Source organism: Actinoplanes sp. NPDC000266 (assembly GCF_042899005.1).
In the GTDB taxonomy this organism is placed as follows: Bacteria; Actinomycetota; Actinomycetes; order Mycobacteriales; family Micromonosporaceae; genus Actinoplanes.
The window spans coordinates 40,606-61,012 of sequence record NZ_JBIAZI010000025.1 but is presented as its reverse complement, the minus strand read 5'-3'; the positions used below and the strand labels follow the sequence as shown (position 1 = coordinate 61,012).

Annotated in this window: 18 protein-coding genes and 1 pseudogene; 6 read left to right on the top strand and 13 right to left on the bottom strand. The window is 66.9% G+C overall.

From position 1 onward, the window contains the following. From ACFY36_RS51310 to ACFY36_RS51295, 4 genes and pseudogenes are all read right to left on the bottom strand, one after another. Positions 1-779: pseudogene (locus tag ACFY36_RS51310) on the bottom strand (methyltransferase domain-containing protein); the annotation flags it as partial. 255 nt (positions 780-1,034) lie between these two features. Continuing rightward, on the bottom strand, positions 1,035-1,511 hold the full coding sequence (locus tag ACFY36_RS51305) for an NUDIX hydrolase (protein WP_499753240.1): 477 nt from the start codon (positions 1,509-1,511) through the stop codon (positions 1,035-1,037). Between the two features lie 40 nt (positions 1,512-1,551). After that, on the bottom strand, positions 1,552-2,268 hold the full coding sequence (locus tag ACFY36_RS51300) for a hypothetical protein (protein ID WP_499753239.1): 717 nt from the start codon (positions 2,266-2,268) through the stop codon (positions 1,552-1,554). A 259-nt stretch (positions 2,269-2,527) separates the two neighbouring features. After that, positions 2,528-3,193 (bottom strand): hypothetical protein, encoded by a 666-nt coding sequence (locus ACFY36_RS51295; protein ID WP_499753238.1) that lies wholly within the window; start codon positions 3,191-3,193, stop codon positions 2,528-2,530. Positions 3,194-3,614: 421 nt separating this feature from the next. On the opposite strand from ACFY36_RS51295, the gene ACFY36_RS51290 reads away from it, so the two are divergent. Beyond that, a complete protein-coding gene (locus ACFY36_RS51290; RefSeq protein WP_499753237.1) occupies positions 3,615-4,997 on the top strand; it encodes an NsdA family TPR-like regulatory protein in 1,383 nt (460 codons plus the stop codon). Between the two features lie 44 nt (positions 4,998-5,041). Here the strand turns inward: ACFY36_RS51290 and ACFY36_RS51285 are convergent, their stop codons facing one another. Further along, positions 5,042-5,872 (bottom strand): alpha/beta hydrolase, encoded by an 831-nt coding sequence (locus ACFY36_RS51285; RefSeq protein ID WP_499753236.1) that lies wholly within the window; start codon positions 5,870-5,872, stop codon positions 5,042-5,044. 472 nt (positions 5,873-6,344) lie between these two features. Between ACFY36_RS51285 and ACFY36_RS51280 the strand changes: the two genes are divergently transcribed. Next, positions 6,345-7,727 (top strand): UDP-N-acetylmuramoyl-tripeptide--D-alanyl-D-alanine ligase, encoded by a 1,383-nt coding sequence (locus ACFY36_RS51280; RefSeq protein ID WP_499753235.1) that lies wholly within the window; start codon positions 6,345-6,347, stop codon positions 7,725-7,727. On the opposite strand, the gene ACFY36_RS51275 is transcribed toward ACFY36_RS51280, so the two are convergent. The 4 genes from ACFY36_RS51275 to ACFY36_RS51260 are packed head-to-tail and all read right to left on the bottom strand — an operon-like array spanning position 7,697 to position 10,715. After that, on the bottom strand, positions 7,697-8,809 hold the full coding sequence (locus ACFY36_RS51275; protein ID WP_499753234.1) for a hypothetical protein: 1,113 nt from the start codon (positions 8,807-8,809) through the stop codon (positions 7,697-7,699). The two genes, ACFY36_RS51280 and ACFY36_RS51275, sit on opposite strands and share 31 nt — an antisense overlap. Further along, complete coding sequence (locus tag ACFY36_RS51270; RefSeq protein WP_499753233.1) at positions 8,803-9,402, bottom strand: thiamine pyrophosphate-dependent enzyme; 600 nt, start codon at positions 9,400-9,402, stop codon at positions 8,803-8,805. Before ACFY36_RS51270 ends, ACFY36_RS51275 begins: the two co-directional genes overlap by 7 nt. Continuing rightward, positions 9,395-9,856, bottom strand: coding sequence for a hypothetical protein (locus tag ACFY36_RS51265; RefSeq protein WP_499753232.1), 462 nt, complete (start codon positions 9,854-9,856; stop codon positions 9,395-9,397). Before ACFY36_RS51265 ends, ACFY36_RS51270 begins: the two co-directional genes overlap by 8 nt. 34 nt (positions 9,857-9,890) lie before the next feature. Continuing rightward, positions 9,891-10,715 (bottom strand): isocitrate lyase/phosphoenolpyruvate mutase family protein, encoded by an 825-nt coding sequence (locus ACFY36_RS51260; protein WP_499753231.1) that lies wholly within the window; start codon positions 10,713-10,715, stop codon positions 9,891-9,893. A gap of 323 nt (positions 10,716-11,038) precedes the next feature. On the opposite strand from ACFY36_RS51260, the gene ACFY36_RS51255 reads away from it, so the two are divergent. Continuing rightward, positions 11,039-11,617 (top strand): GNAT family N-acetyltransferase, encoded by a 579-nt coding sequence (locus tag ACFY36_RS51255; protein ID WP_499753230.1) that lies wholly within the window; start codon positions 11,039-11,041, stop codon positions 11,615-11,617. A gap of 698 nt (positions 11,618-12,315) precedes the next feature. On the opposite strand, the gene ACFY36_RS51250 is transcribed toward ACFY36_RS51255, so the two are convergent. From ACFY36_RS51250 to ACFY36_RS51235, 4 genes are all read right to left on the bottom strand, one after another. Beyond that, on the bottom strand, positions 12,316-12,879 hold the full coding sequence (locus ACFY36_RS51250; RefSeq protein WP_499753229.1) for a GNAT family N-acetyltransferase: 564 nt from the start codon (positions 12,877-12,879) through the stop codon (positions 12,316-12,318). Between the two features lie 7 nt (positions 12,880-12,886). Beyond that, positions 12,887-14,593 (bottom strand): helix-turn-helix domain-containing protein, encoded by a 1,707-nt coding sequence (locus tag ACFY36_RS51245; protein ID WP_499753228.1) that lies wholly within the window; start codon positions 14,591-14,593, stop codon positions 12,887-12,889. 85 nt (positions 14,594-14,678) lie between these two features. Continuing rightward, entirely contained in the window at positions 14,679-14,903 is a 225-nt protein-coding gene (locus ACFY36_RS51240) for a DUF397 domain-containing protein (RefSeq protein WP_499753227.1), read from the bottom strand. A gap of 3 nt (positions 14,904-14,906) precedes the next feature. Continuing rightward, positions 14,907-15,791, bottom strand: coding sequence for a helix-turn-helix domain-containing protein (locus ACFY36_RS51235; RefSeq protein ID WP_499753226.1), 885 nt, complete (start codon positions 15,789-15,791; stop codon positions 14,907-14,909). Positions 15,792-16,640: 849 nt separating this feature from the next. On the opposite strand from ACFY36_RS51235, the gene ACFY36_RS51230 reads away from it, so the two are divergent. The 3 genes from ACFY36_RS51230 (at position 16,641) to ACFY36_RS51220 (ending at position 20,365) form a co-directional block, all read left to right on the top strand. After that, positions 16,641-17,201 carry a hypothetical protein gene (locus tag ACFY36_RS51230; RefSeq protein WP_499753225.1) on the top strand — a complete coding sequence of 187 codons (561 nt, stop codon included), beginning with the start codon at positions 16,641-16,643 and terminating at the stop codon, positions 17,199-17,201. 219 nt (positions 17,202-17,420) lie between these two features. Next, the gene (locus ACFY36_RS51225; protein ID WP_499753224.1) at positions 17,421-19,931 is read left to right on the top strand and encodes a sensor histidine kinase; all 2,511 of its coding nucleotides are present in this window, start codon (positions 17,421-17,423) and stop codon (positions 19,929-19,931) included. Continuing rightward, positions 19,928-20,365 (top strand): roadblock/LC7 domain-containing protein, encoded by a 438-nt coding sequence (locus ACFY36_RS51220; RefSeq protein ID WP_499753223.1) that lies wholly within the window; start codon positions 19,928-19,930, stop codon positions 20,363-20,365. The genes ACFY36_RS51225 and ACFY36_RS51220 overlap by 4 nt, the downstream gene beginning before the upstream one ends. The last annotated feature ends 42 nt before the right edge of the window (positions 20,366-20,407 follow it).

Below are 20,407 nucleotides of genomic sequence, written 5' to 3'. Positions count from 1 at the left end.
CAGCTGTGGCTGGCCAGCCACAGCTGCACCGACTCGAACCCGGACGACTCGGCCATGGTGATCGTGACCGGCGACCACGCTTCCGTCCGGGGCCCGTCGAGCGCCGCCCGCAGCGCCTCGGCGTCGACCTCGGTGCTGCGGTCGTCGAGGACTAGGACGGCGTCCTGGCCGCGCAGCGGGATCCGGTGGACCGGGTCACGGCCGTGGCCCTGCATCGCGACGAACCCCGCCTGCGTCGACGCCGTCGCCACCAGATACCCGTGCGCGGGCTGCAGGGTGAGGCAGCGGGTGTGCCCGCGCATCCGCAGCGGAACCACCAGCACCCCGTCCGGGGCAAGCTGCGCCGTCCACGCCGGTGGGATGTCGGCGGCCTCGACCGTCACGATCACCGCATCCCACACGCCTCCAGGGTGGCCGTCTTCGGCGTCGGCGTGCACCACCTCCACCTGCCGGTAGCCGGCCTCGGCCAGCGCCGCTCGGGCTTGCTCGACCACACGCAGGTCGATATCCACGGTGACCACGCGCCCGGCCGGGCCGACCAGCTCGGCGATCAACGCCGCGTTGTAGCCACCCGAGCCGATCTCGAGAACCCGGGCGCCGGGCTGAAGCCGGGCGGCCTCGATCATGCACGCCTGCACCCACGGCGCGGAGATCGAACTGGTCGCTTTCCCGTCCGGCCCGCGCTGGGTGATCACCACGTCATCGGCATACGCCTGCGAAAGGGTAGTGCCGGCCGGGGCGAACAGATGCCGCGGCACCACCTGGAACGCCGCCGCCACCTCCGGCCGGGTGATCCATCCCTTGCCGGTCAGCCGGCCGACCAGCGCCCGCCGGGCGTCCTCCGGCGTCAACTCCTCCAGCGCGTCGCCAGATGGCACGAACACACCTCATTTCTGTGGAACGGGGAACTGGTAACGGAAGCGCCGCCTACGCGGGCACCCGGGGCGCCCCCGGAAGGGCTGGACTGTGAAGCGCGGTCGGGTCACCATGCGCTGAGCACCTCAACCAACTGCCGCCGCCTGCAGGCCGTTTCCTCATTGCCGCGCCGCCGGCTGCCGGCCGGTCGTGGCCCAGTGCAGGGCGGCGGCGGTCAGGTTGGGCATCTCCGCCGGAAGCTCGAGCTCGCTCAGGCGGTCGAGCGGCACCCAGCGAGCGTCCGCCACCTCGTCGAGTTGTGGGGCCAGGCGGCCGCCGGTCCGGTGGCAGACGTACAGGAAGTCGATGTGCCGGTGCGGGCCCACTTTCGGGTCGATCACGTCCATCTCGATGATCGTCCACGGCTGCGGGTGGCTGCGGATTGCTGGATGCGTGAAGCGGGGCGTACCCACCACGCTCACCTGGATGCCGGTCTCCTGCTCGACTTCGCGGACGGCGGCCTCGGCCGGGCTTTCGTTCGCCTCGAGGTGTCCCCCGGGGTACAGCCACAGGCCGGACTTGCGGTGGTGCACCAGAAGCACCCCGCTGTGGTCGTCGACGACGACGGCCGACGCCGTCAAATACCGGATCGTCACACAGCTCCTGTCTTCGAATAGCGGCACGAGGCCGGCGGTTTCAACGTTGGGGCTCGCGGTGGTGGGTGTGCCGGTGTTCGTCGGCGACAGCGAGTAGGCGCCGGGCCGCCGTGATGGCGTCGGCGGGGGTGGCCGGTGGCTGGTTGTCGAGGAGCCGGCGCAAAGCGTCCGTGCTGCGGTCGGCGGGGAGGTGAAGTTGCTGGCAGATCCCGGCGTAGCGGGGCTGGTCGGCTCGGGCCCAGTACTTCGCCGCCAGCTGGACCAGCAACAGTGTGGTGGCGGGATCGTCCGGGTCGGCGCCCGCCGGATCGTCCGGGGGATGTTCCGCGAGCGTCTCCACCAGCCCGACCGACGACCTGGCGACGTCACCGCGCTGGAACAGCACGGATCCGCCGGCCGGGATGACGGCGGTCGTGGCCGGCCACACGTACAGATCGACCAGCACCGGCAAACCCGCGAGCTCCACACAGACGGCAAGGTAGGTCCCGCCGGCCGGCGCGTTTCGCGGTTTTGGCCTGACGAACAGCACCGGGCCGGGCAGGCCCAGTCCGGTCACCGGGTCCGCGCGCAGGCTGGCTGGGACCGGGGTGGCCACGCTGACGATCAGGTCGACGTCGCTGAACGCGTCGCCTGCGCCGCGGCCGAGCGATCCCACCAGGGAAACGGCCATCACGCGCGGGTCAGCGGAGAGCACGACGGTGGCTGCGGTGACCCAGTCGTGCCGGGCCTGGCCGGCGGCGTCGAGCAGTGTCGTCATGTCCGATTCCGGGGTTGCGGCCGCAGCCACCGTGCGGTGTTGGCCTTGCTGGTTGCGGTGAGGTGATGCTGGGGTGGTGGTGCCCGACGGCGGTGGATGCTTGCGGGGCCGCGTCATCGCTTACCTGTACCGGACGGTGAACGGCTGCTGCGACCGGCCGCGCGGCTCGGGTCGCCAGACCGGGCGGTTTTGTCGCTCGGCCGGACGACGCCGCCGCTTCCGCGCCCGGTCCAGCCGGCGCCGCCGGGTATCCCGCCGGTCAGCACCGTTGCTCGAACAGCTCGGTGAACAGGTCTGGGTGTTGGAGGACGAGCCGGGTCGACAGGTGGCGGCGCGTCAGTAGATCGCCCAGGCGCTGCCCTGCATGGCTGTCGGGCAGAACACCGGAGCGGATTGCCGCGCGCAGGCCCATCAGCGCGGGCAGGTGCTGTTCGACTGGCAGGTCCGGTAGCGGCGTTCCGAGCCAGCGGGAGGCGGTGTGGGTGGTCAGTAGTTCCCAGACCACCACGTCCTTGTGGTTGCCGTGCTCGTCGATGGTCAAGACGACGTGCGGGAGCCTGACCAGTCCTGCTGGCACCTTCGGGACGCGGACGGCGGTGATCCAGGGCCCCGGGTGGTGCCAGGCGGCACGAGCCGCCGTCAGATGGGCGCAGTAGGCGACCGCGAGGCGATGAGGACCCCCGAGGTCGTTGTTGAGGGTCAGCGCGCGAATGCCGGGAGCGCGGACCAAGATCATCGCTGTTTCGGTGGTGCCCCACCCTGGGGTGGGCAGCCACCAGTAAGGCCCGAGGCCGTTGTCTTTGCCCGCCCGGGCGGCACTGGGCCCGGGTCGGTGTTTGGCGGCCACCAGCAGGCCACCGCTGCCCGCCGAGAGCTGTGGCAGGTCGTCGGCAGCGAACGCGGGCTCGGACAGCCGTGTCGTCATCACTGCGGACCCGGCCGACCGGGAAGGGTCCCTGCAAGCGGGGCCTCGGCCGCCCCGGCGAGCCGGGCCGAGGAGGCGATCGTGTGCATCCGTCATCCCCTTCCACGGAGCCGGTGATGGGGAACCACCGTGGAATTCCACAATCACGTACCGCAGACCCGCCGGGAACGCCAGATCGCTGGGAAGCAAGGAGGAATTTAGAGGGAATCAAAGCGTCCCGGCACTCGGCCCCCGGCGAGTCCGGCTTGGCATATCGGGCCTGGTTCTGCCCGGTATCCTCTGTTGACTGCCGTAGAACAACGACTCCTAGCGGTACTTGCTCGGGGGTTGTCCGGTATGCCCGGCCATGGTTCCCAGATCGTGGGAGGGATGCTTACACTCAGGCTCCGCAGGCTTCCACCGGGTGGTGATCACTAGCGTCATGGCCTCGTCGCCTCCAGTCCCGAATGAGCTCTTCCGCGCTGCCCGGCTTCGGCTGAAGTCGGCCTACGGCGACGGTCCGATGCCCCGAGAGGAATTCGCCGACCGGGTCAACAGCATCATGGACCCGCGCGATCAAGACGGTCCGGTCTCCGGCGCTGATATCGGAAAGATCGAACGCGGGATCGTGTCCTACCCCCGTAAGTACCGTCGGGAGGCCTACCGCAAACTCCTGAACGTCGCGACCGACGCGGAGATCGGCCTGATCAACCGCAGGACCAGAACCGCGGAGACGCTCCCCGCCGCCGAGACCCTCTCATCGGCCGGGACGACCGCCGGACACCACACCGAGACGAACGCCCTTAACGAGCCGGCCCGGGTCCATGCGGGCGAGCACCTCGACCTGGACGTATCGGCGGCGGCGAGTATCGGCATCGCCGCGCCGGCGCTGACCCTCGACGACCTCGACCGGATCCAGGCCGTCGCCCGCGACGCACGACGGTATCTCGACGAGACGCTCGTTGAATTCCTCGACGAGCAACTCGCGCGGTGTGCCATCGACGACGGCCTCCACGGCCCACGGTATGCACTGCCCGGCGCCCTCGGCATCGTGTCGATCGTCCAGCGCGACGCCCGTACGGTGAGATGGGCCGTACGGCAGCCGCTGCTGCGCGTCGGAGCCCGCGCGGCGGAGTTCACCGGCTGGCTTTACCGCGACGCCGGTCATCCCGCGGCCGCGGACTACTGGCGCGACCGGGCCTGCGAGTGGGCCATGGAGGCCACCGACTACGCCATGCCCGGCTACATCCTGATCAAGAAAAGCCAGTCGGCGTGGGACGCCCGCGACGCCGGGCGCATGCTCGGGCTCGCTGAAGCCGTACAGGCCGGCCCGTGGCGGCTACCCACCCGGATCATGGCCGAGGCCGTCCAGCAGCAGGCCCGGGGGCTGGCCATGCGAGGCGCCAGCCGCGCGACCGTTGACGACACTCTCAAGAGGGCGCGCGACCTGCTCGAGCAGGAGCCCGCCGATCACGTTCGTCTGGCCGCTCACTACGACGCCGCGCTGTTCAAAGTTCAGACGGCGATCTGTTACGGCGAGTCCGGTCGACCGGAGGAGGCCGCCGAGATCTACCAGAGCACCCTGAAGCCAGCCTTGTTCTCCACCCGGGATAACGCCTACTTCGCGGCGCTGCAGGCCCAGTCTCTGGCTGCGGCGAAACGGCCCGACGATGCCGCGTCGGTGGGTACAGCGACAGTGCCCCGGGCCATGGCGGCCGGGTCCACCAGAACGCTGCGGGAACTCGCTCGGCTGAGCATTGCCCTACGGCCCTGGCAGCAACGCCCTCCGGTTCAGTCCTTCCGGAGGCTGATGCATGCTCTCTAGCCACCACGGCCATCCGAGACTCGGGCAGTCAGCCCGTCGGAGCGTTACAGGATCCAGTCTCCGATGTCTTTGATGGCTGCGGCCTGCCAGGCTTGCGTCTGCGGGTTCAGGTATTGCGGATCATCGTGGACGGCGATGCCGTGTTGCGCCCCGTCGATCTCGATCAGCCGGCTCCCGCCGGGGAGCTTCGTCGCGAGCTCGCGTGAGCTTTCCACCGGGATGAAGGTGTCGCCGGTGCCGTGCAGCACCAACGTGGTCGCACGAATTTGATCGATGACCCGCTCCGGGCGCAGATAGAAGACTTCGTTGAGCAGCGGGCGTCCCAGCTTGAACGTGGGTGAGTGCGGTAGATACCCGTTCTCGCTGAGCTCGCGTCCGGCGTCGTCGCTGATCTGGTCGTGCGACCAGTACGGTTTATCGTCGATGAACCGTTTCTTGTAGTTGATCAGCGGATTGATCAAGACAAGTTTGGCGACTTCATCCGGGTAGGAAGCGGTGAAGTAGGCGCTGATCCCGCCGCCGAAGCTGGCGCCCAAGACGTTCATCGGGACGTCGCCCGAAAGCTGGCGCAGGTGAGCGGTCGCCGCGTGGATGTCGTTGACCACGGCAGACAAGGTCAGGTCTTCCTGCCTGCCTTCGCTCTCGCCGTGCCCGCGAAGGTCGAAGCGCAGCGACGCGACGCCGCGTTGGGCAAGTCCGGCGGCGAGCCGAGTGAAGAAACCGCCTTCCTCGCGGGTGACGCCACCGCCGTGGACGAACACGATGCACTGCGCCGGCAATCCAGCCGGCGAGTCGACGGATCCTCGCAGCAGCAGACCGTCCGCACTGCGGAAGCTGGTCTGCCTCATCCTGCTGGTTCCGGCCGTATCGCTCATCCTCGGTACTCCTCCAGCCACGGTGAGGGCATCGCCGGTAGGTTACCGCCGCCTGGCCCAGCCGCGCAGATCACCTCTGTGGGGGTGTGCAAGGCCTGGGGAACCCCCGGACCGGGTCCTCGGGGCCAGAGACGGTCATCCCGGACAGCTCGGCATCCGGCCTTGGCTGCGATCGGTGGTAGCGGCACTATGTCAGGCAAGCGGTCGCTGGATCTCGTTGTCCCCTGACCGGGGGAACCCCGTCGACGAGCCGCAGCGGGAACCCAGCGGGTTGCTGTCCGACTTCCCGACGGTCGAGGTCGGCATACGGCCTGTCGTGCCGTGTGGTTTGATCGCATATGTCCGTACGTTGGTTGGGACGCCGGGTGGTTGAGCGTCTCGCTAAGATGCTTTGCCTGTGCCCGAATACGCGGAGTTTCACGGCACCAATCGCCTGCCTCGGATCTACCCCCGGACAGAGACGGAGGGCATCATGTTGCCCCTTACCCTCAGCCAGATCGCCGAGGTGACTGGCGGAACGGTGCACGACGCAAGCCCCGATCAGACCGTCACCGGCAACGTCGTGTTCGACTCTCGCGCAGTTCAGCCGGGCGATCTGTTTGCCGCGTTCGTCGGAGCGCACGATGATGGCCACCGGTTCGTTCCCGATGCCATGGCGGCCGGTGCCGTCGGCGTGCTGGCGTCGCGGCCCGTTTTTGCGCCTGCCGTGGTGGTACCCGATGTCGGTGACGCGTTGACGACTCTGGCGGGGTGGTCGGCCCGTCGCATGAACGGCACCGTGAAGATCGGCATCACCGGATCGAGCGGAAAAACGTCGACCAAGGACCTCGTAGCGCAGGTCCTGGACCGGCAAGGTCCCACGACGGCCACGATCGGATCCCGGAACAACGAGTTGGGTGTTCCGGTGACCGTCCTGAGCGCCACTGAAGACACCCGCTACCTGGTCCTCGAGATGGGCGCCCGGGGGATCGGGCACCTGGCCCATCTGACCTCGATCGTTGCATTGGATGCAGCCGTCGTCCTGAACGTCGGGACCGCGCACGCGGGCGAGTTCGGCAGCAAAGAAGCGACTGCCCAAGCCAAAGGCGAGCTCGTCGAGGCGCTCACCCCTGCGGGCACCGCGGTGCTCAACGCCGACGACCCGCTGGTGGCGCAGATGGCGTCGCGTACTGAAGCCACGATCGTGTGGTTCGGCCGGAGTCCTGCGGCGCACGTCCGCGCCGAGAATGTGAAGCTCGACAGCGACGGGCGTGCCTCGTTCCTGCTGGTCACTCCTTCGGGGTCTGCGCCGGTGTCGCTTCAGCTGTTCGGCGAGCACCATGTCCACAACGCTCTGGCCGCTGCGGCTCTCGCCTACGCGCAAGGCATGCCGGCGGACGCGGTCGCGTCGGCGTTGTCGATGGCCCACGCCACGTCCGCCGGCCGGATGCAGCGACACGATCTTCCTGACGGCAGCACGATCATTGACGACTCGTACAACGCCAACCCGGACTCGATGCGCGCCGGACTTCAGGCCTTGGCGGCGATGCGCGGCAGTCGACGCACCATTGCCGTGCTCGGTGAGATGGCCGAGCTCGGTATCACTGCCAGCCAAGAGCACCACGCCGTCGGCGCGTTGGCTGGGCAGCTGGGCGTCGATGTGGTCGTGGCCGTCGGTCAGGACGCTGCTGCGCGCACTGCCGATGGCGCCGAGGCGGCAGGAGTGGTGGTTCATCGGGTGGCGGATGCGCAGGCTGCCTCGGATCTGCTCATCGACCTGCTGCGGGCCGGCGATGTCGTCCTGGTCAAAGGATCGCGGTCGGCCGGCCTACAGGCAGTCGTGCATCACGTGGTGCAGGTGGCCGCCTCGGCCTGATCGTTGATGCGGGGTCGTGGGCGATTGGAGAGAGCCGCGTCGGCGAAGCGCCGCAAGTTTGCGGCGCTGATGTCGGCAAGTATCGGGACGTCGGCCGACAGCAGTTGCCGCAGCCGCTGGCCGAAGGTGTACGGATTGCGGAAGTACGCCGGCGCGTGGGTCAACGCCACCCGATCGAGGCCGGCCCTCGACCAGAAAGTATCCGCGCCGAGGGCGGCCGGGGCGTCGCTGCCGATGCACAGAACGCCGAGCGTCCGATCCAAGAGCCCGGCTTGGGACAAGAATGCGTCGTTGTTGCCCCAGACCAGGTCGCCGCCTAGTTCGCACACGACGACGTCCGGGTTGATCTCCTGCGCGTAGTGCAGGATCCGGCTGATGCGTTCGCAGAACCGACCCGCGTCGGTGTAGGAGGTGGGTAGGCCGCAGTCCACCAGGTCGAACGTGGCGGCGGCTCCCGCTTGCCGGTGATCGCGCGAGTCGACGATGCCACCGGATCCGGTGGGCTTGATCGCTGCAACGGTGAGCCCCACGGTTCCCGTCAGGTGGGCGATGAGCCGGCACGTGGCGGTGGTCTTGCCGACCTCGGCGGCGGTGCCGGCGATGACCAGCAACGGCGCCGTCGCCGCCGTGCTCTTCGGCTCACGGCTAAGGGCTGCAATGTTGAGTGGTTCGTCGCCGGCAAAGGCCAGGCCGAGCGCTTCGACGTATCCGCAGGCCTGCGCGCCGATGGTGTTGCCCGGCTGCGGGGTCCAGGTCACAGGGCCGATCAGACCACTCTGGCCGCCCAGCCACGCCAGCGGGGTTCCGCCGCCGATCGGGATGCCCTGCGCGGGAATCTCGCCTGAGGTGTGCGTGGTCGAGTCTCGGGTGGCGAGTACCCCCAGAATGACCGTGCCAGCGGCCACCGGCCACGTGTGTTCGGCCGAGTCGATGAGTTTCGTGGTGCCGGCAGGGTCGGTGACGCGGACGGCGATCACGTCGCCTTCACGGCCGGTTCCCGGCCGGATGTCGCAGTCGTAACCGGTGAGGTCGCCGCGGATAGAGATCGCCTGAATGGCGTCTAGGCCAGCAAGCTTCAGCATGGTTTCCCCTCGGCAGGATGACGGATTCCGCCGCTGAGCAGGTGTTCGGCGTATGCGGCGCTGGGCAGATCACGGCGCGGAGGGGCCTGGCCGTTGGTGTCTTCGGCAATGTAGACCAGGCAGGGCAGGTCGATACTGGGTAGCCGATCCACCAGACGCGCAAGGTCGTCGTCGGTGGAGACAGGAACATTGTGCCGGTATCGCAGCGTCGCCGCGGCGGCGCCGAGCAGGTCCAGCGACGGTGCATGGGGTACCTGCTGCCCGCCGGTCGAGCGGAAGACGCCGTTACAGCCCACCAAGTGCAAGACTGGCACGCCGAGAGCACCGACGAGTTGAGCACAGCCCCATCCCATCGCGTGGTTGCCGTCGCCCTCCAGCACCACGGCGCCCTGGTTCCGATCGGCCAACGCGTAACCGGCTGCGACACCGGTGGCCAAACCCATCCCTCCTTGCAGAGGAAGCACCGGCCGCTGGCCCGGAGCAGCCAAGGCCATTACCTCACGGCAAAGAAAGCCGTTACCGACGAACAGCGGCCAGCCCAGCAAGTCAGCCGCCCGTACCGCCTCGCCGGCGATGACAGACCGGTCAGCCATGGCTTCCTCCCGGACGAACCAAGATCGCCGTGTGCTGCCGGCGCTCACGGCAGTCCTGGACCCAAGCGACGCCGTCTTCGCCGAGGTCAGTGGTGTCGCGCCAGGCCACGCCGAGCGCTTCCAGCAGCCCGACGGTCCGCTCGCCGCTGACCACATGATGCGGCAACATATCGGCGCCGGTGCCGGCCCAGCCGACCAGCATTGTCACTGCGACACCGATGTCCGTGGCCAGCGAGACGAGCGCGTCACCACAGGTGAACAAGCCGGCGTTCTTCATGTACAGCAGGGGGATACGGCCGGCGAGCGTGAGCCCACACGCGACCGCTACCGCGGCGTCCTCCCGAGGTGCCACGTGCACCGGCATCGCCGTCTCCAACTCGGCGATCAACGCTTGGAGATGTGAGTCGGGCACACCAACGGCTAGGTCGAAGCTCATCGCCAGCAGAGCAGCCACGACAGGAGAGGACACGGCCGGGGCCTCCGCAGCGTCAGATGACGGCATTGGCGCTCCTGTCCGAAATCTGCAACAGCTCCTGCACGCTCGGCAGCGCAGAGCCGTCCTGCGCGGTGAACGTTCCCGTAGCGGTGAACGCGTCCGCCGCAGCCCGCATGGCGGCGTACGCGGCCCGGGTGAGCTGGTTCGCGTAGATCACCAGCGAGTAGCCGGCCGCGCCAAGCTCCTGAACTCCGAGTTGCGGAAACGCCGTGGGGATTGACACCAGCGGCGTGCGGCCATCCGACCAAGCGCCAGCAACGTCGCGCGCCTGCTTGCCAGCGCGGTCCTTGGAATGGATCAGAACCGCGTCGGCGCCGGCACCCACATACAGCGACGCCCGCTGCAAGGCGTCGCCGACGCTACCGCCGCAGATCAGCGTTTCCGTGCGAGCGATCAACGTCATCGAGTCACCTGCGGCTGCGCGCATCGCCGTCAGCAGCCCGCACATGGAATCGATCGAGGCGAGGTGCTGGTCGCGGTGGGTGGCGAAGGAATTGATCTTCGGGAAGAGGCTGTCTTCCACGCAGAGTCCGGCCGCGCCAGATTTGGCGAGGTCAGTCGCGGTCCGGCGTGCCGAGGCGGGCGAACCGCCGCCGTTGTCGACGTCGACGATGGCCGGCAGGTCCGTGACCCGGCCGACGGCAAGCACGACGCCGGCGAGGTCCTGGGCGGTCAGGACGTTCTCGTCGGGAAGCCCCATCGACGTCGACACCTCCAGCCCGGAAATCCACAGTGCGTCGAAACCGGCTTCAGCGGCCACACTGGCAGCGATGGCGTTAGCCGCACCCAGCGCACGCAAGGGATGCTTCGTGGTCATGGCGTGCTGGAGCGCGAGTTGCAGGGGAAGCCGGGATCGGCCGCCATTTGCAGACATGATGATGAAGTCCCTTCAGCCAGTGGAGCGAGGCGCCAGTCAGGCCGGGCAGGCGGGAGAGGCCGATAGAGGGCCGCACCTTGAGATACAGCGCGCTTGCCTCACCCGGGCCCGTTTCCACAGTCACACTCATCGATTGGCCCGGGAACGCCATGCCGATGGGAATTTGAGGGGAATTTGCCGTCAGCCCAGGCCCGGAGAGGCCGCCCTCGCGTTGGCCGCTTAGCCCGTGACTCGGCGCCTGTTGCAGTCGTAGGCTGTCCCCCATGCCGGATATGGGGTACGCAGTGGAGGCAGGGGCAGCCGATCTAGCCGCAACCCACTTGGATGCGATTTGCGAGGTGTACGACGACACCTTTTCACGGCCTCCGTTCCATTGGCGAAGCGACGAGTCAGCTCTACACCGAGCGCGTCTAATGCAGCTTCTCGGGGACCCATCCTTCGGAGTCGTCTTGGGTCGTACTGCAACCGACATCATTGGATTCGCATACGGTTTCACTATTCCCGCAACTACCAAACGCTGGGACTATCTCCTCAAACCACTGTCAGAGGAAACGACAAGAGAGTGGAACGGGCGCACCTTTATGTTGTATGACTTCGCCGTCGCTCCGAATGCTCGCGGTAAGGGAGTCGGCAGGGCACTTCACCATGGACTCCTTGGATCGCGTTCGGAGGCCCGGGCAACGCTGACCGTCCAACCAACCGCTTTAGACACGAAGGCAATATATCAACACTGGGGATGGCGCATCGTGGGGCAGATGGAGGGCGGAGATTCTGCCGCTGCGCCGGTCTTTGATGTGCTGTTACGCGACAGCCTGGACGATCTTCGTCAAATCAAGCGGTAGGAGCGGGCCAGGGCGAGGGTTGCTTGTGCCGCAGGCTCATCCGACCAGCGAGTGAGCATTCGAAGGCCGCTTTGCAGCGATTGCGCGAGTCCAATTGAGTGATTGTGGCCACTCAGTTTGACGGCATCCTCGAATGCTCGCGCTCCTTCAGCGACCTCCGCCTTCGCCACACTCAGGTGCGCGAAACCTAGATAGGTCGAGCATATTCCCAAATTCCGCACGAAGGATGGCTCGATTTCTTCTAACGCTGCTTGAGCAACATCCGACGCGTCAAGCGCCCGTCCAAATGAAAGAAAGCAGACGCTTTTAGTACTGTCCAGTTGACCTCTAATGAAGAAGTAGGCCCACGCGGAGTCGCCTTCAGCATCAGCGAGATCCGCCTCAGCTCTGGGTTGACCCCGAGTGGCTAATCGAGCAGGGCATCGAGCAATGGACAGAACTACCTCTATGGCGAACCCAAGACGGTGTTTGGAACATCGATAGCTCACGAGCTCAGCAGGCCGGCCCGCTGTCGCCCGCTGCCAGAGACAGTGGCCGAGACCCGGGAATGGATGACGGGCGGAGGGACAGCAGTAGCCGGAGAAGGTGAGGCCTCCCGCGCGGCTGACCATGGCTTGCTTGGCGAGCGCGAGCACGAACTCCTGAATGCGTGGAAGGCCCGTTCTTAGGTTGCTTCGCGACACCAACCGGATCCACAGTCAGCCCAAGCCCGGAGAGGCCGCCTTGACATTATCGAGGGGCAGGAGAAGCGCGTCCATGATTGGCGCATCAGGGGCATGGTGCGCGGTTCCGGTCCGGAGCCATCCCCAGCGGCTGTAGATTTTCCGAGCGGGGGCTTCGGGAACTGCGGTCAGAATTGCGTATTCCTCACTCCGCCCGGCAAGTAGCTGGCGCAGTAAACTACGACCAATTCCGCTACCTCGCCAATCCTTTCGGACGACTAACTCGATCACTGCGAATTTCTCAGCATTAAGGATCCCCTCCGGCGGCTGGCTAGCGGTTCCGGACCACCACTTTCCCTTCCCGAAAGTCAATCCGAACGAAAATCCGGCAAGCTCGCCATCCTGCTGAGCCGCAACAAAAGAGAACCCGTCGCGTGCCGTTTGCCGTACGGTACGGGCAGTAAAACTTTGAGCAGACCAAAGCGGTCCCGAGTTGTAGGGCGGCTCGGCGTAGACCTCGGTGTAAATCGAAGCAAGTTCCTGGATATTGGCCACTACCTCAGAACCAGACCAAAAGTTAAGAGTGAACTGCTGCGCCATTTCTCCTCTATTCGCCCGGCATCATTCGCGCTATCCTGAGTAAATCATTTAGTTCTCGAGCCTCGACCCTTCGGCGCTCCTGGGTCGGAACTACTTCGGACACTCGGTCAGCAACAGCAAGAACGAACTCTTTCCGCCGCGGCATTTCGACAGTCGCGACCGCATCGCGAGCGTGGCGAAGCCCTTCGCCAACGTAGCCGTCCCGCAGGAGGCATCTCGCCCGGTGAAGTTCAATCTGGCATCGGCTGATAGGCCGGGTTGGGGCATACAAGCGCAGCGCGGAATCTTGCGCACTGTACGCGTCAGCCGTGGGACCTGCCATCGATGCCGTGAATGACTCAACGTGCCTCAGCCGCTGCTCTGGCCAGCCGAAGATTGAGTCACGCAAACTAGTAACGCTGGAAGGAAGTCGCTCATACGTTTCCCTCAACTGCATCAGGGCAATATGCGACTCCCGCGTCCTCCCCTGTAGCGACAGGACTTGCGCATAGCCCCCGAGCAGTTCGGCGCCTCCAGCGGTAATACTTGACTTCACCTGATCGCTAAACGCATGCCTGGCGAGATTCTCTAGAACCTCAATCGGACGTTGTTGATATATACCAGACGTAACTTCGTGGCCTCTAACCCATGACTGAACCCCGGGATCCTCAGAAATCGACCCATATCGGCGCGCGAATCGCCAAAGGTGCCGCCCCTCACGAGCGTATCCAAGGTCCACGCTGATCATAGCCGCAAGCGCCACAAACTGCGCAGTGATAGCCGCGATCGGCTTGGTTTCCGGAGCCCCGGACGCCATATGGGACGTCAGCTGAGCCTTTATCGCCGCAAGGTCGGCCTGCAAGTCCGCCAGCATCTCTTCACGGGGCGCGACGTGATAGGCATAGCCGTACTCCCAAATTGCCTCTCGCCAGTGATCGACGTCGGCCATGAGAGACGGGTCGCCGACATCAGCTGACCGCACCGGCTGAGTTGACTGCCCGGAGAGCATGCTGGTGGCCGCAGCGGATAACGCCGTGAGGATCGTTCTACGAAGCACGTGACGAGTGTCCGTCGGAACAGCGTCGGTGTCCAAGGAGCCCGTCAACTGATCCACATGGACACCAGTCCACTCGCTTGCCATCGGGGCAGTGACCGCGACGATCGAAGGTGCCCGGAGCACCTTCCCTCGGGGCTTCGATTGCTCTGGATCCGGTTGCATGAGCTCGAGGTTTAGCTCGAGCGCCGCGTCCGGATCCAGATCGCCGATGTTGCTTGCCGGGTGGGACCGCTCAGTATGCCCACCGCGCTCCGCGGCACGGTTACTGATGCCGGCCACGCTCGAAGGCACCGCAAGTTCGTCTGACGGCGGGTTAGAGGCCAGCGTCGTTGGGAGCTGCGAGGGTTCTTCGAGCCGTCCGGTCGCCGGCAGTAATGTTGCGCCTGGCTTTACACGTCGTACAAGGCCCAGTTCGGCGTCGGTGGAAATTCCAAGGACGGTTCTGAGCGCCTGCCGACGTGGCCCCCGTGGTCGCTCAACTTTGCCGCGCTCGAGCTTGCTGATGTCGTTGGCGGTCATCGCGTAGGCGGGCGGAACTAGCTTGTTGACCTCGTCAGCGAGTTCCTCCTGCGTTAGGCCCAGCCGCTCGCGGGCGCTCGCTAACAGGTCGTTTCGCTTGCCGTCTTCTGCCATCGCCGTCTCCCGCTGCAGGACGTCGCGAGCCTGTGAAGTGGTCATCGTGCCGAGCCCGGGCTCAGGTGGGAAGCCCACGTTGCTCTATGTCGGCTCCCCACCTGTCGTTCAGCGGAGTGTAGTACGGGTACTACTGATCAAACTCGCCGTCTTTAGCCCCGCCGATGAACGCTCCCCACTCCGACGCGGTAAAGATCAGCCTCGGACCGTCGGGGTTCTTCGAGTCCCTGACGGCCACGTCACCGCTCTCGAGGAAGCAGGCCTCCACACAGTCGGAATCGCCGCCGGAGCGTGTCGATTTGAACCATTGCCCGCGCGGCCGGGCGGGACGGGCGCTTTCTGTTTGCTCGTTCAATTGCTATCTCCTACTCAAATCATCCTCAGCCGCACGGGTGAGGAACTCAACGGATTCCGAAGGGCTCAGCGCCGAGCGCTGCAGCTGCGCCACCAGGTCTTTGTAGACGGCCACCTTGTCGTGACACTTACGAGCGCGATCATGGAACAGCATGTCGTCGACGTTGGTGTCAACAACGACAACCATCGAATCGGGATCGGTGTAGGTGTAATGCGAGAACGCGGTTCGTGCCTGCACGTGCCGGTTCATGTCCGCCGAGAAGGGAAGAACGCGGACGGTCACACTCCGCTGGTTCAGCGCGCACCCGACCAGATGTTCCAGTTGCTCCTGCATGACTTCGGCCGGCGCCGACCTGCGCAGGAGCACGGCCTCGTCCAGGACGACTTCGAGCGGTGTGGCGTCCGGCCCGGACAAGATCGCCTGTCGCCGCATGCGCGCCTCCAGCATCCTCGCCGTAGAGAAACGCCGATTGCTCGCGGGCCGGTCGGCCTCCGCCCGTACCTTCGCGAAGGCCTCAGTCTGCAGGAGGCCCGGGAAGAGGAAGGGATGGTATTGGAAGATGTCGTCAGCGCCCTGTTCGAGGTCCGCGGTCCGGGCTTGACGTGGCCCCATCTCGTCGTCGAACCGCTCCCACCAGCCGGCCTCCGCCGCCCGAAGGGCAAGCCGCATCACATAGTCGAAACGTGAGCTCTCAACGCTGAGACACGTCAGAATAGCCTCGACGGACTCGGGACCGACTCTCCGCCTGGCCGTCTCCATGTGGCTGATCTTCTGCCGCTGAATTCCAGTCGCCAGTGACAGCGTCTCGCTGGAATGTCCTGCCTGCGTTCGAATATCGAGTAATTCGTCGGCAAGTTCCAGCCTCGACACATAGGGGCTGACCTTCACGCCTTAACCTCCGATGCCGACCGCCGCCGCTCGCCTAAAGTGGTCAGCGGCCGTGACATCGGCATCGTAACCCACAACCCGAGGCCCCCATCAACGCACGAAAACGTCGACGGAAAGCATCACCGCAGGTCAAGCACAGTTTCCCCAGGAACATTCCCATAAGATTCCCAGTCGATTCCCACCTCCGTTCCTTCCACGCCTATTCGTTAGGCGTGATCGTGGAACCACACAAACAGCCGATCGAGGTTCGGCGCCAAATCCCGGGCCGCATGAACCTCGGCCGCAGGCGTCAATCAAGCCACACCCGGTAGTCGTAGGCCCGAGAGATCCCCAGGACCTGCTACACGCAGGTCGCATGTCGTAAACGGATGGAGGTCGTCGTGACGGTCGGGTTTGACGCGGCTCAGGCCCCGCGGCATCGGCCGGCCGTGGGCCAGATACTTGACCTGGGCAGTGGAGATGTTCGCTATCGCGAGTCTCCGCTGCTCTTCAGAGTCGAGCGCATCCGTGAGGACATCTCGCTGTGGTACGGCGGCGGCTGGCTTTGGCTGGAGGGCCACGAGCTCCATCCCGATGGCGGCTACCCGATGGCCTGGGCTCAGCTCTTGGTCAGCGTTGAAGCGATCAGGCGGTGCTCAGCCTCATGCGAGGCCAGGAGGCCTTCCACGCATCCCTGGGCGACGTCGACTCTGCACGCCCCGCGAATGGCGGCGCTCGCATGACCGCGAGCGGCGCCCATCGAGCCGGCGGCGGGTGTCAGCAACCGTCCGGGGTTGCAGGCATCCGCCGCCTACCAACCCGCGCGCCGCAAAGCGCTGTTTTTCCGGCCGGCAGGAAGAAGGGGCTCCGATGACCGAGTCACAGGGCGTGGTGCCTGGCGCTGAGAACCTCTACCTGCACGTCAGCGCCGATACGGCCTTCCTGCGCTGCTCAGATCATCCGGAGCTCGACGAGACTCACCCGCTGGACGAGCACCGCAATCTGCCAGCCGCATGGATCGTCGGTGTTGTTGCCCGCCACGTGAAGGACCACACAGCCGAGCCGACCGCGCCAGCGGCCACGACTGGGCCCCAGCTGGACCCCTTCGCCCGTGAGGTCGCCGCGCGCTGCCGATGGGCGCTGGACCATTTCGGGGGCGACCCGGATGCTGACTGGCCGGTAGAAATCCAGCTCGCGGTTGCTCTGGTGCTCGGCAATCACCTGTACCTAGCAAATATGGGAACGGGGCCGGGATATACCCCGGAGCGGGCCATATTCCTGCTGCACAGCTGCATGACGTACAAGCCAGCCGACATGGGCACCTGGATCGGCGACATCCGTGCCGCGATCAGGCAGCCAGGGTTCATTGACAACCGCGGCCCCGCGACCCTGCCCACCGCGCGACACTCCAACACCATCCGCGACAGCTAGGCCCCTTCCGTCGAGGCCGTGCCCGGCCTCGACAGTTGACGCGTCCGATCCCGTCACCGAGGACTAACCGATGACTCTCCTTCAGCCGTCACTGTCTACTGTGGAGATTGGCGTCTCCACCGACCGGCCGTCATTCGCCGATGGACCGGCCTCGGCGCTGGCCGACACGGCCGCGAGCCGCAGCTCCGAAGGTCTGCAGGCGTGGTGCGAGGCCGCGGCATGACAGGGGGACAGCATCCCGACGGTACGGCCAGGCGGCGGTGGCTGAAGCTGGCGGACCGGCCGATCCGCACGAAACTCGCGCTGCTGCTGGTGGCGCCGGTGGCGGCGATTGTGTGTTTGTCCTTGGTGTTGGTGCTGGGCGCGCGGTCGGCGGCGGCGCAGGCTGATCAGGCACGGCGTCTGGTCGGGGTGGGTGCGGTGGCGGGCGAGCTCGCCGGGCAGCTGCAGCGCGAACGTGCCGGCGCGGCGCTGGTGTTCGCGGTGCGTTCGAGCGCGCCATCGATCGCGGGGTTCGAGCGGCAGGCCCGCTCGACCGACGAGGTCCGCGACCGGTTCGGTCAGGCCCTGGCCGGTGTGCGGGTGCCGGGCGGTTTACAGCCTCTGGTGCTGCGGCTACGCACGCAACTCGACGGTTTGCCATTGCTGCGTGAGCAGGTCCGGGCCGGCCGGGACGCGACCGCCAGCGTGATCGTGTTCCGCTACCGGGCTCTGCTGGCTGACCTGGGCGGCTACCGGGCGGCGATGAGCCAGGTTGGTGTCGACGCGGACACTGCCGACGGGCTGCGGGCGGCGGCCACGTTGTCGCAGGCGATCGAATCGTTGGGGCTTCTGCAGGTCGCGGTGTTGCCGGCGTTGCAGGCCGGGGAGTACTCGGCTGCGGCCCAGCAGCAGGTTGTGGCCGCGGACGCAGGGTTTGCGCAGGCGCTGGAAGCGGTTCGGCAGCTGGCCGCCCCGCAGTTGCAGGCCAGACTGGCCGCTCGGACGGGCAGCAAAGCGGTGGTCTCGGGTGAACGGTTGCAGGCTCTGGCCGCTAGTAGCCTGCCGGGCCGGCCCCTGGCGGTGGGGGTGGGGCCGGAGCAGTTCGCGGCGGCGGTCACGGCGCGAATGGATCAGCTGCATCAGGTCGAGGCGGAGCTGGACGCGAGCCTAGTGAACGCGGTGACCGCGCAACGCGACGCCCAACAGCAGCAGACCGCTCTGCTCGGCAGCGCCGTCGTGGTGTTCCTGATCCTGCTGGGCTTGTTGGCCTGGCGGCTCACCCGCTCGCTGACGGCGCCGTTGCGTGACCTGCACGCTGGAGCGGCCACGCTGGCCGACACCACGCTGCCGACCATGGTCGACGAGCTGATCAAGGGCAGCGCGGACGAAACAGCGGTCGCCGCGGCCGTGCAGCGTGCCGGGCAGGCGGTGCGGGTCCACGGCCGTGACGAGGTCGGCACGGTCGCGGCCGCGTTCAACAACGTCGCCGCGGTCGCCGCACGGCTGGCCGGGCAGCAGGCCGCGGCCCGCGGCCTGAACTATCAGATCGTTCGGACGCTGGGCCACCGGCTCCGGCTGATGGTCAACCACGTCACCTCGAGCCTGGATGACCTGGAACGCAACGAGGAAGACCCACGCCGGCTGGAGTTGCTGTTCGCCGCGGATCAAAAGGTGACCAGCGCGAACCGGACCGTCAACAACCTGCTCGTGATCGCCGGTGGCCGCCCGCAGCAGTCCGTGGAACGGCCGATCCCGGTGCCCGACGTGGTGAAAGCGGCCATCAGCTGGGCCGAAGGCGCATCCGTGCGGGTCCGCGACGGCCAGGTCACCGGTGACTGCCTGATCGTGCCGGAAGCGGTCGACGCGCTGCTGCACATCCTGGCCGAGCTGCTGGCCAACGCGCTGGCCTTCTCCCACCAGGACACGGCGGTCACGGTCTCCAGCGCCATCGTGGGCGACCGGCTGCACCTGCACATCGCCGACGAGGGCATCGGCCTGCCCGACGACACCCGCGACCAGATCCACCACCGCCTGGCCCACTTCGACCTGGCCGTAGCGGCCCGGCACATGGGCATCCCGGTGATCGGCCTGCTCGCACGAGAATTCGGCCTCGAGATCACCTTCAGGGCCCGCCCGACGCAGGGCACCGGTGTCGACGTGATCGTGCCGTCCGCGCTGCTGATCATGGATTCCACACGCGGGCTGCCCGCCACCATGCCGCCGCCTGCTCGCGATGTTCCCCCGCGCCCGGCCACCGTGGCGCCGACTGCGTCGCACCCTCCTGTACCGCAGCCGGCACCGGCACTGATGGCTCCGGCCGCCGCGGCGCTGGCGGGCGCCACCCGCGAGCTGCTGCCCGTCGCCGGCCGGCCCGCGCCCGGGATCGACGTCAACCCGCTGCGGTTGGAGATCTACGAAACGCTCTTGGACGACAACCCCTACTTCACCGCGGCCCAAGGCCCGGACAGTCCCGGGCCACAGATTGCCGATACCTGGCGTGACAGTGCCGCCGCCGCGCAGCGCGCGCACCGTGACACCGCCGCCCTGACCGCCGGCTCGACCGAGCAGCAGACCAGAAACGGGCTTCCGATGCGCCGGCCCGGGCAGTTCGCCATGCCCACCCCGGCCGCGCCGCGGATTCCCGTCCCGCGGACCCCGGCCGCCACCAGGCAAGGCATGGCCGCTTTGACCCGGGTCGCCCGCAAGCAGCAGAACCGTGTCCCTCCTCGACAGATCGGATGGAAATGACTGCCCCGTCCTACGCCCCCGAATTCCCCAGCCAGACCTCGCCCGCCCAGAGCCAGCAACTCGGATTCCTGCTCGACCGATTCGGTGAAGCCGACCCGGCCATCGCCCACTCGATCGCGGTCTCCGTCGACGGCCTCCCGATGGCCGCCAGCAGCCAGCTCACACCCGCGATCCGCGACCAGCTGGCCGCCGCCGCCAGCGGGCACATGTCCCTGGCCGGTGGCATCTCGGAATTCATGCAGGGCGGCGGCGTCGAACGCATCGTCATCAACATGGCCGCCGGCTGGGTGCTCATCCAACGGCCCAACCCGCACGTCGTACTCATCGTCCTGGCCAACCACAACGCCCAGCTCGACCTCATCGACGACGAGCTCATGCGCTTGGGCGAAGCCATCGGCCCCGTCCTGGACCCCGGCGGGCGCCGGCACCCCTAACCGGCCGCCCCGTACGCCATCACCGTGCCGCGACGAGCACCA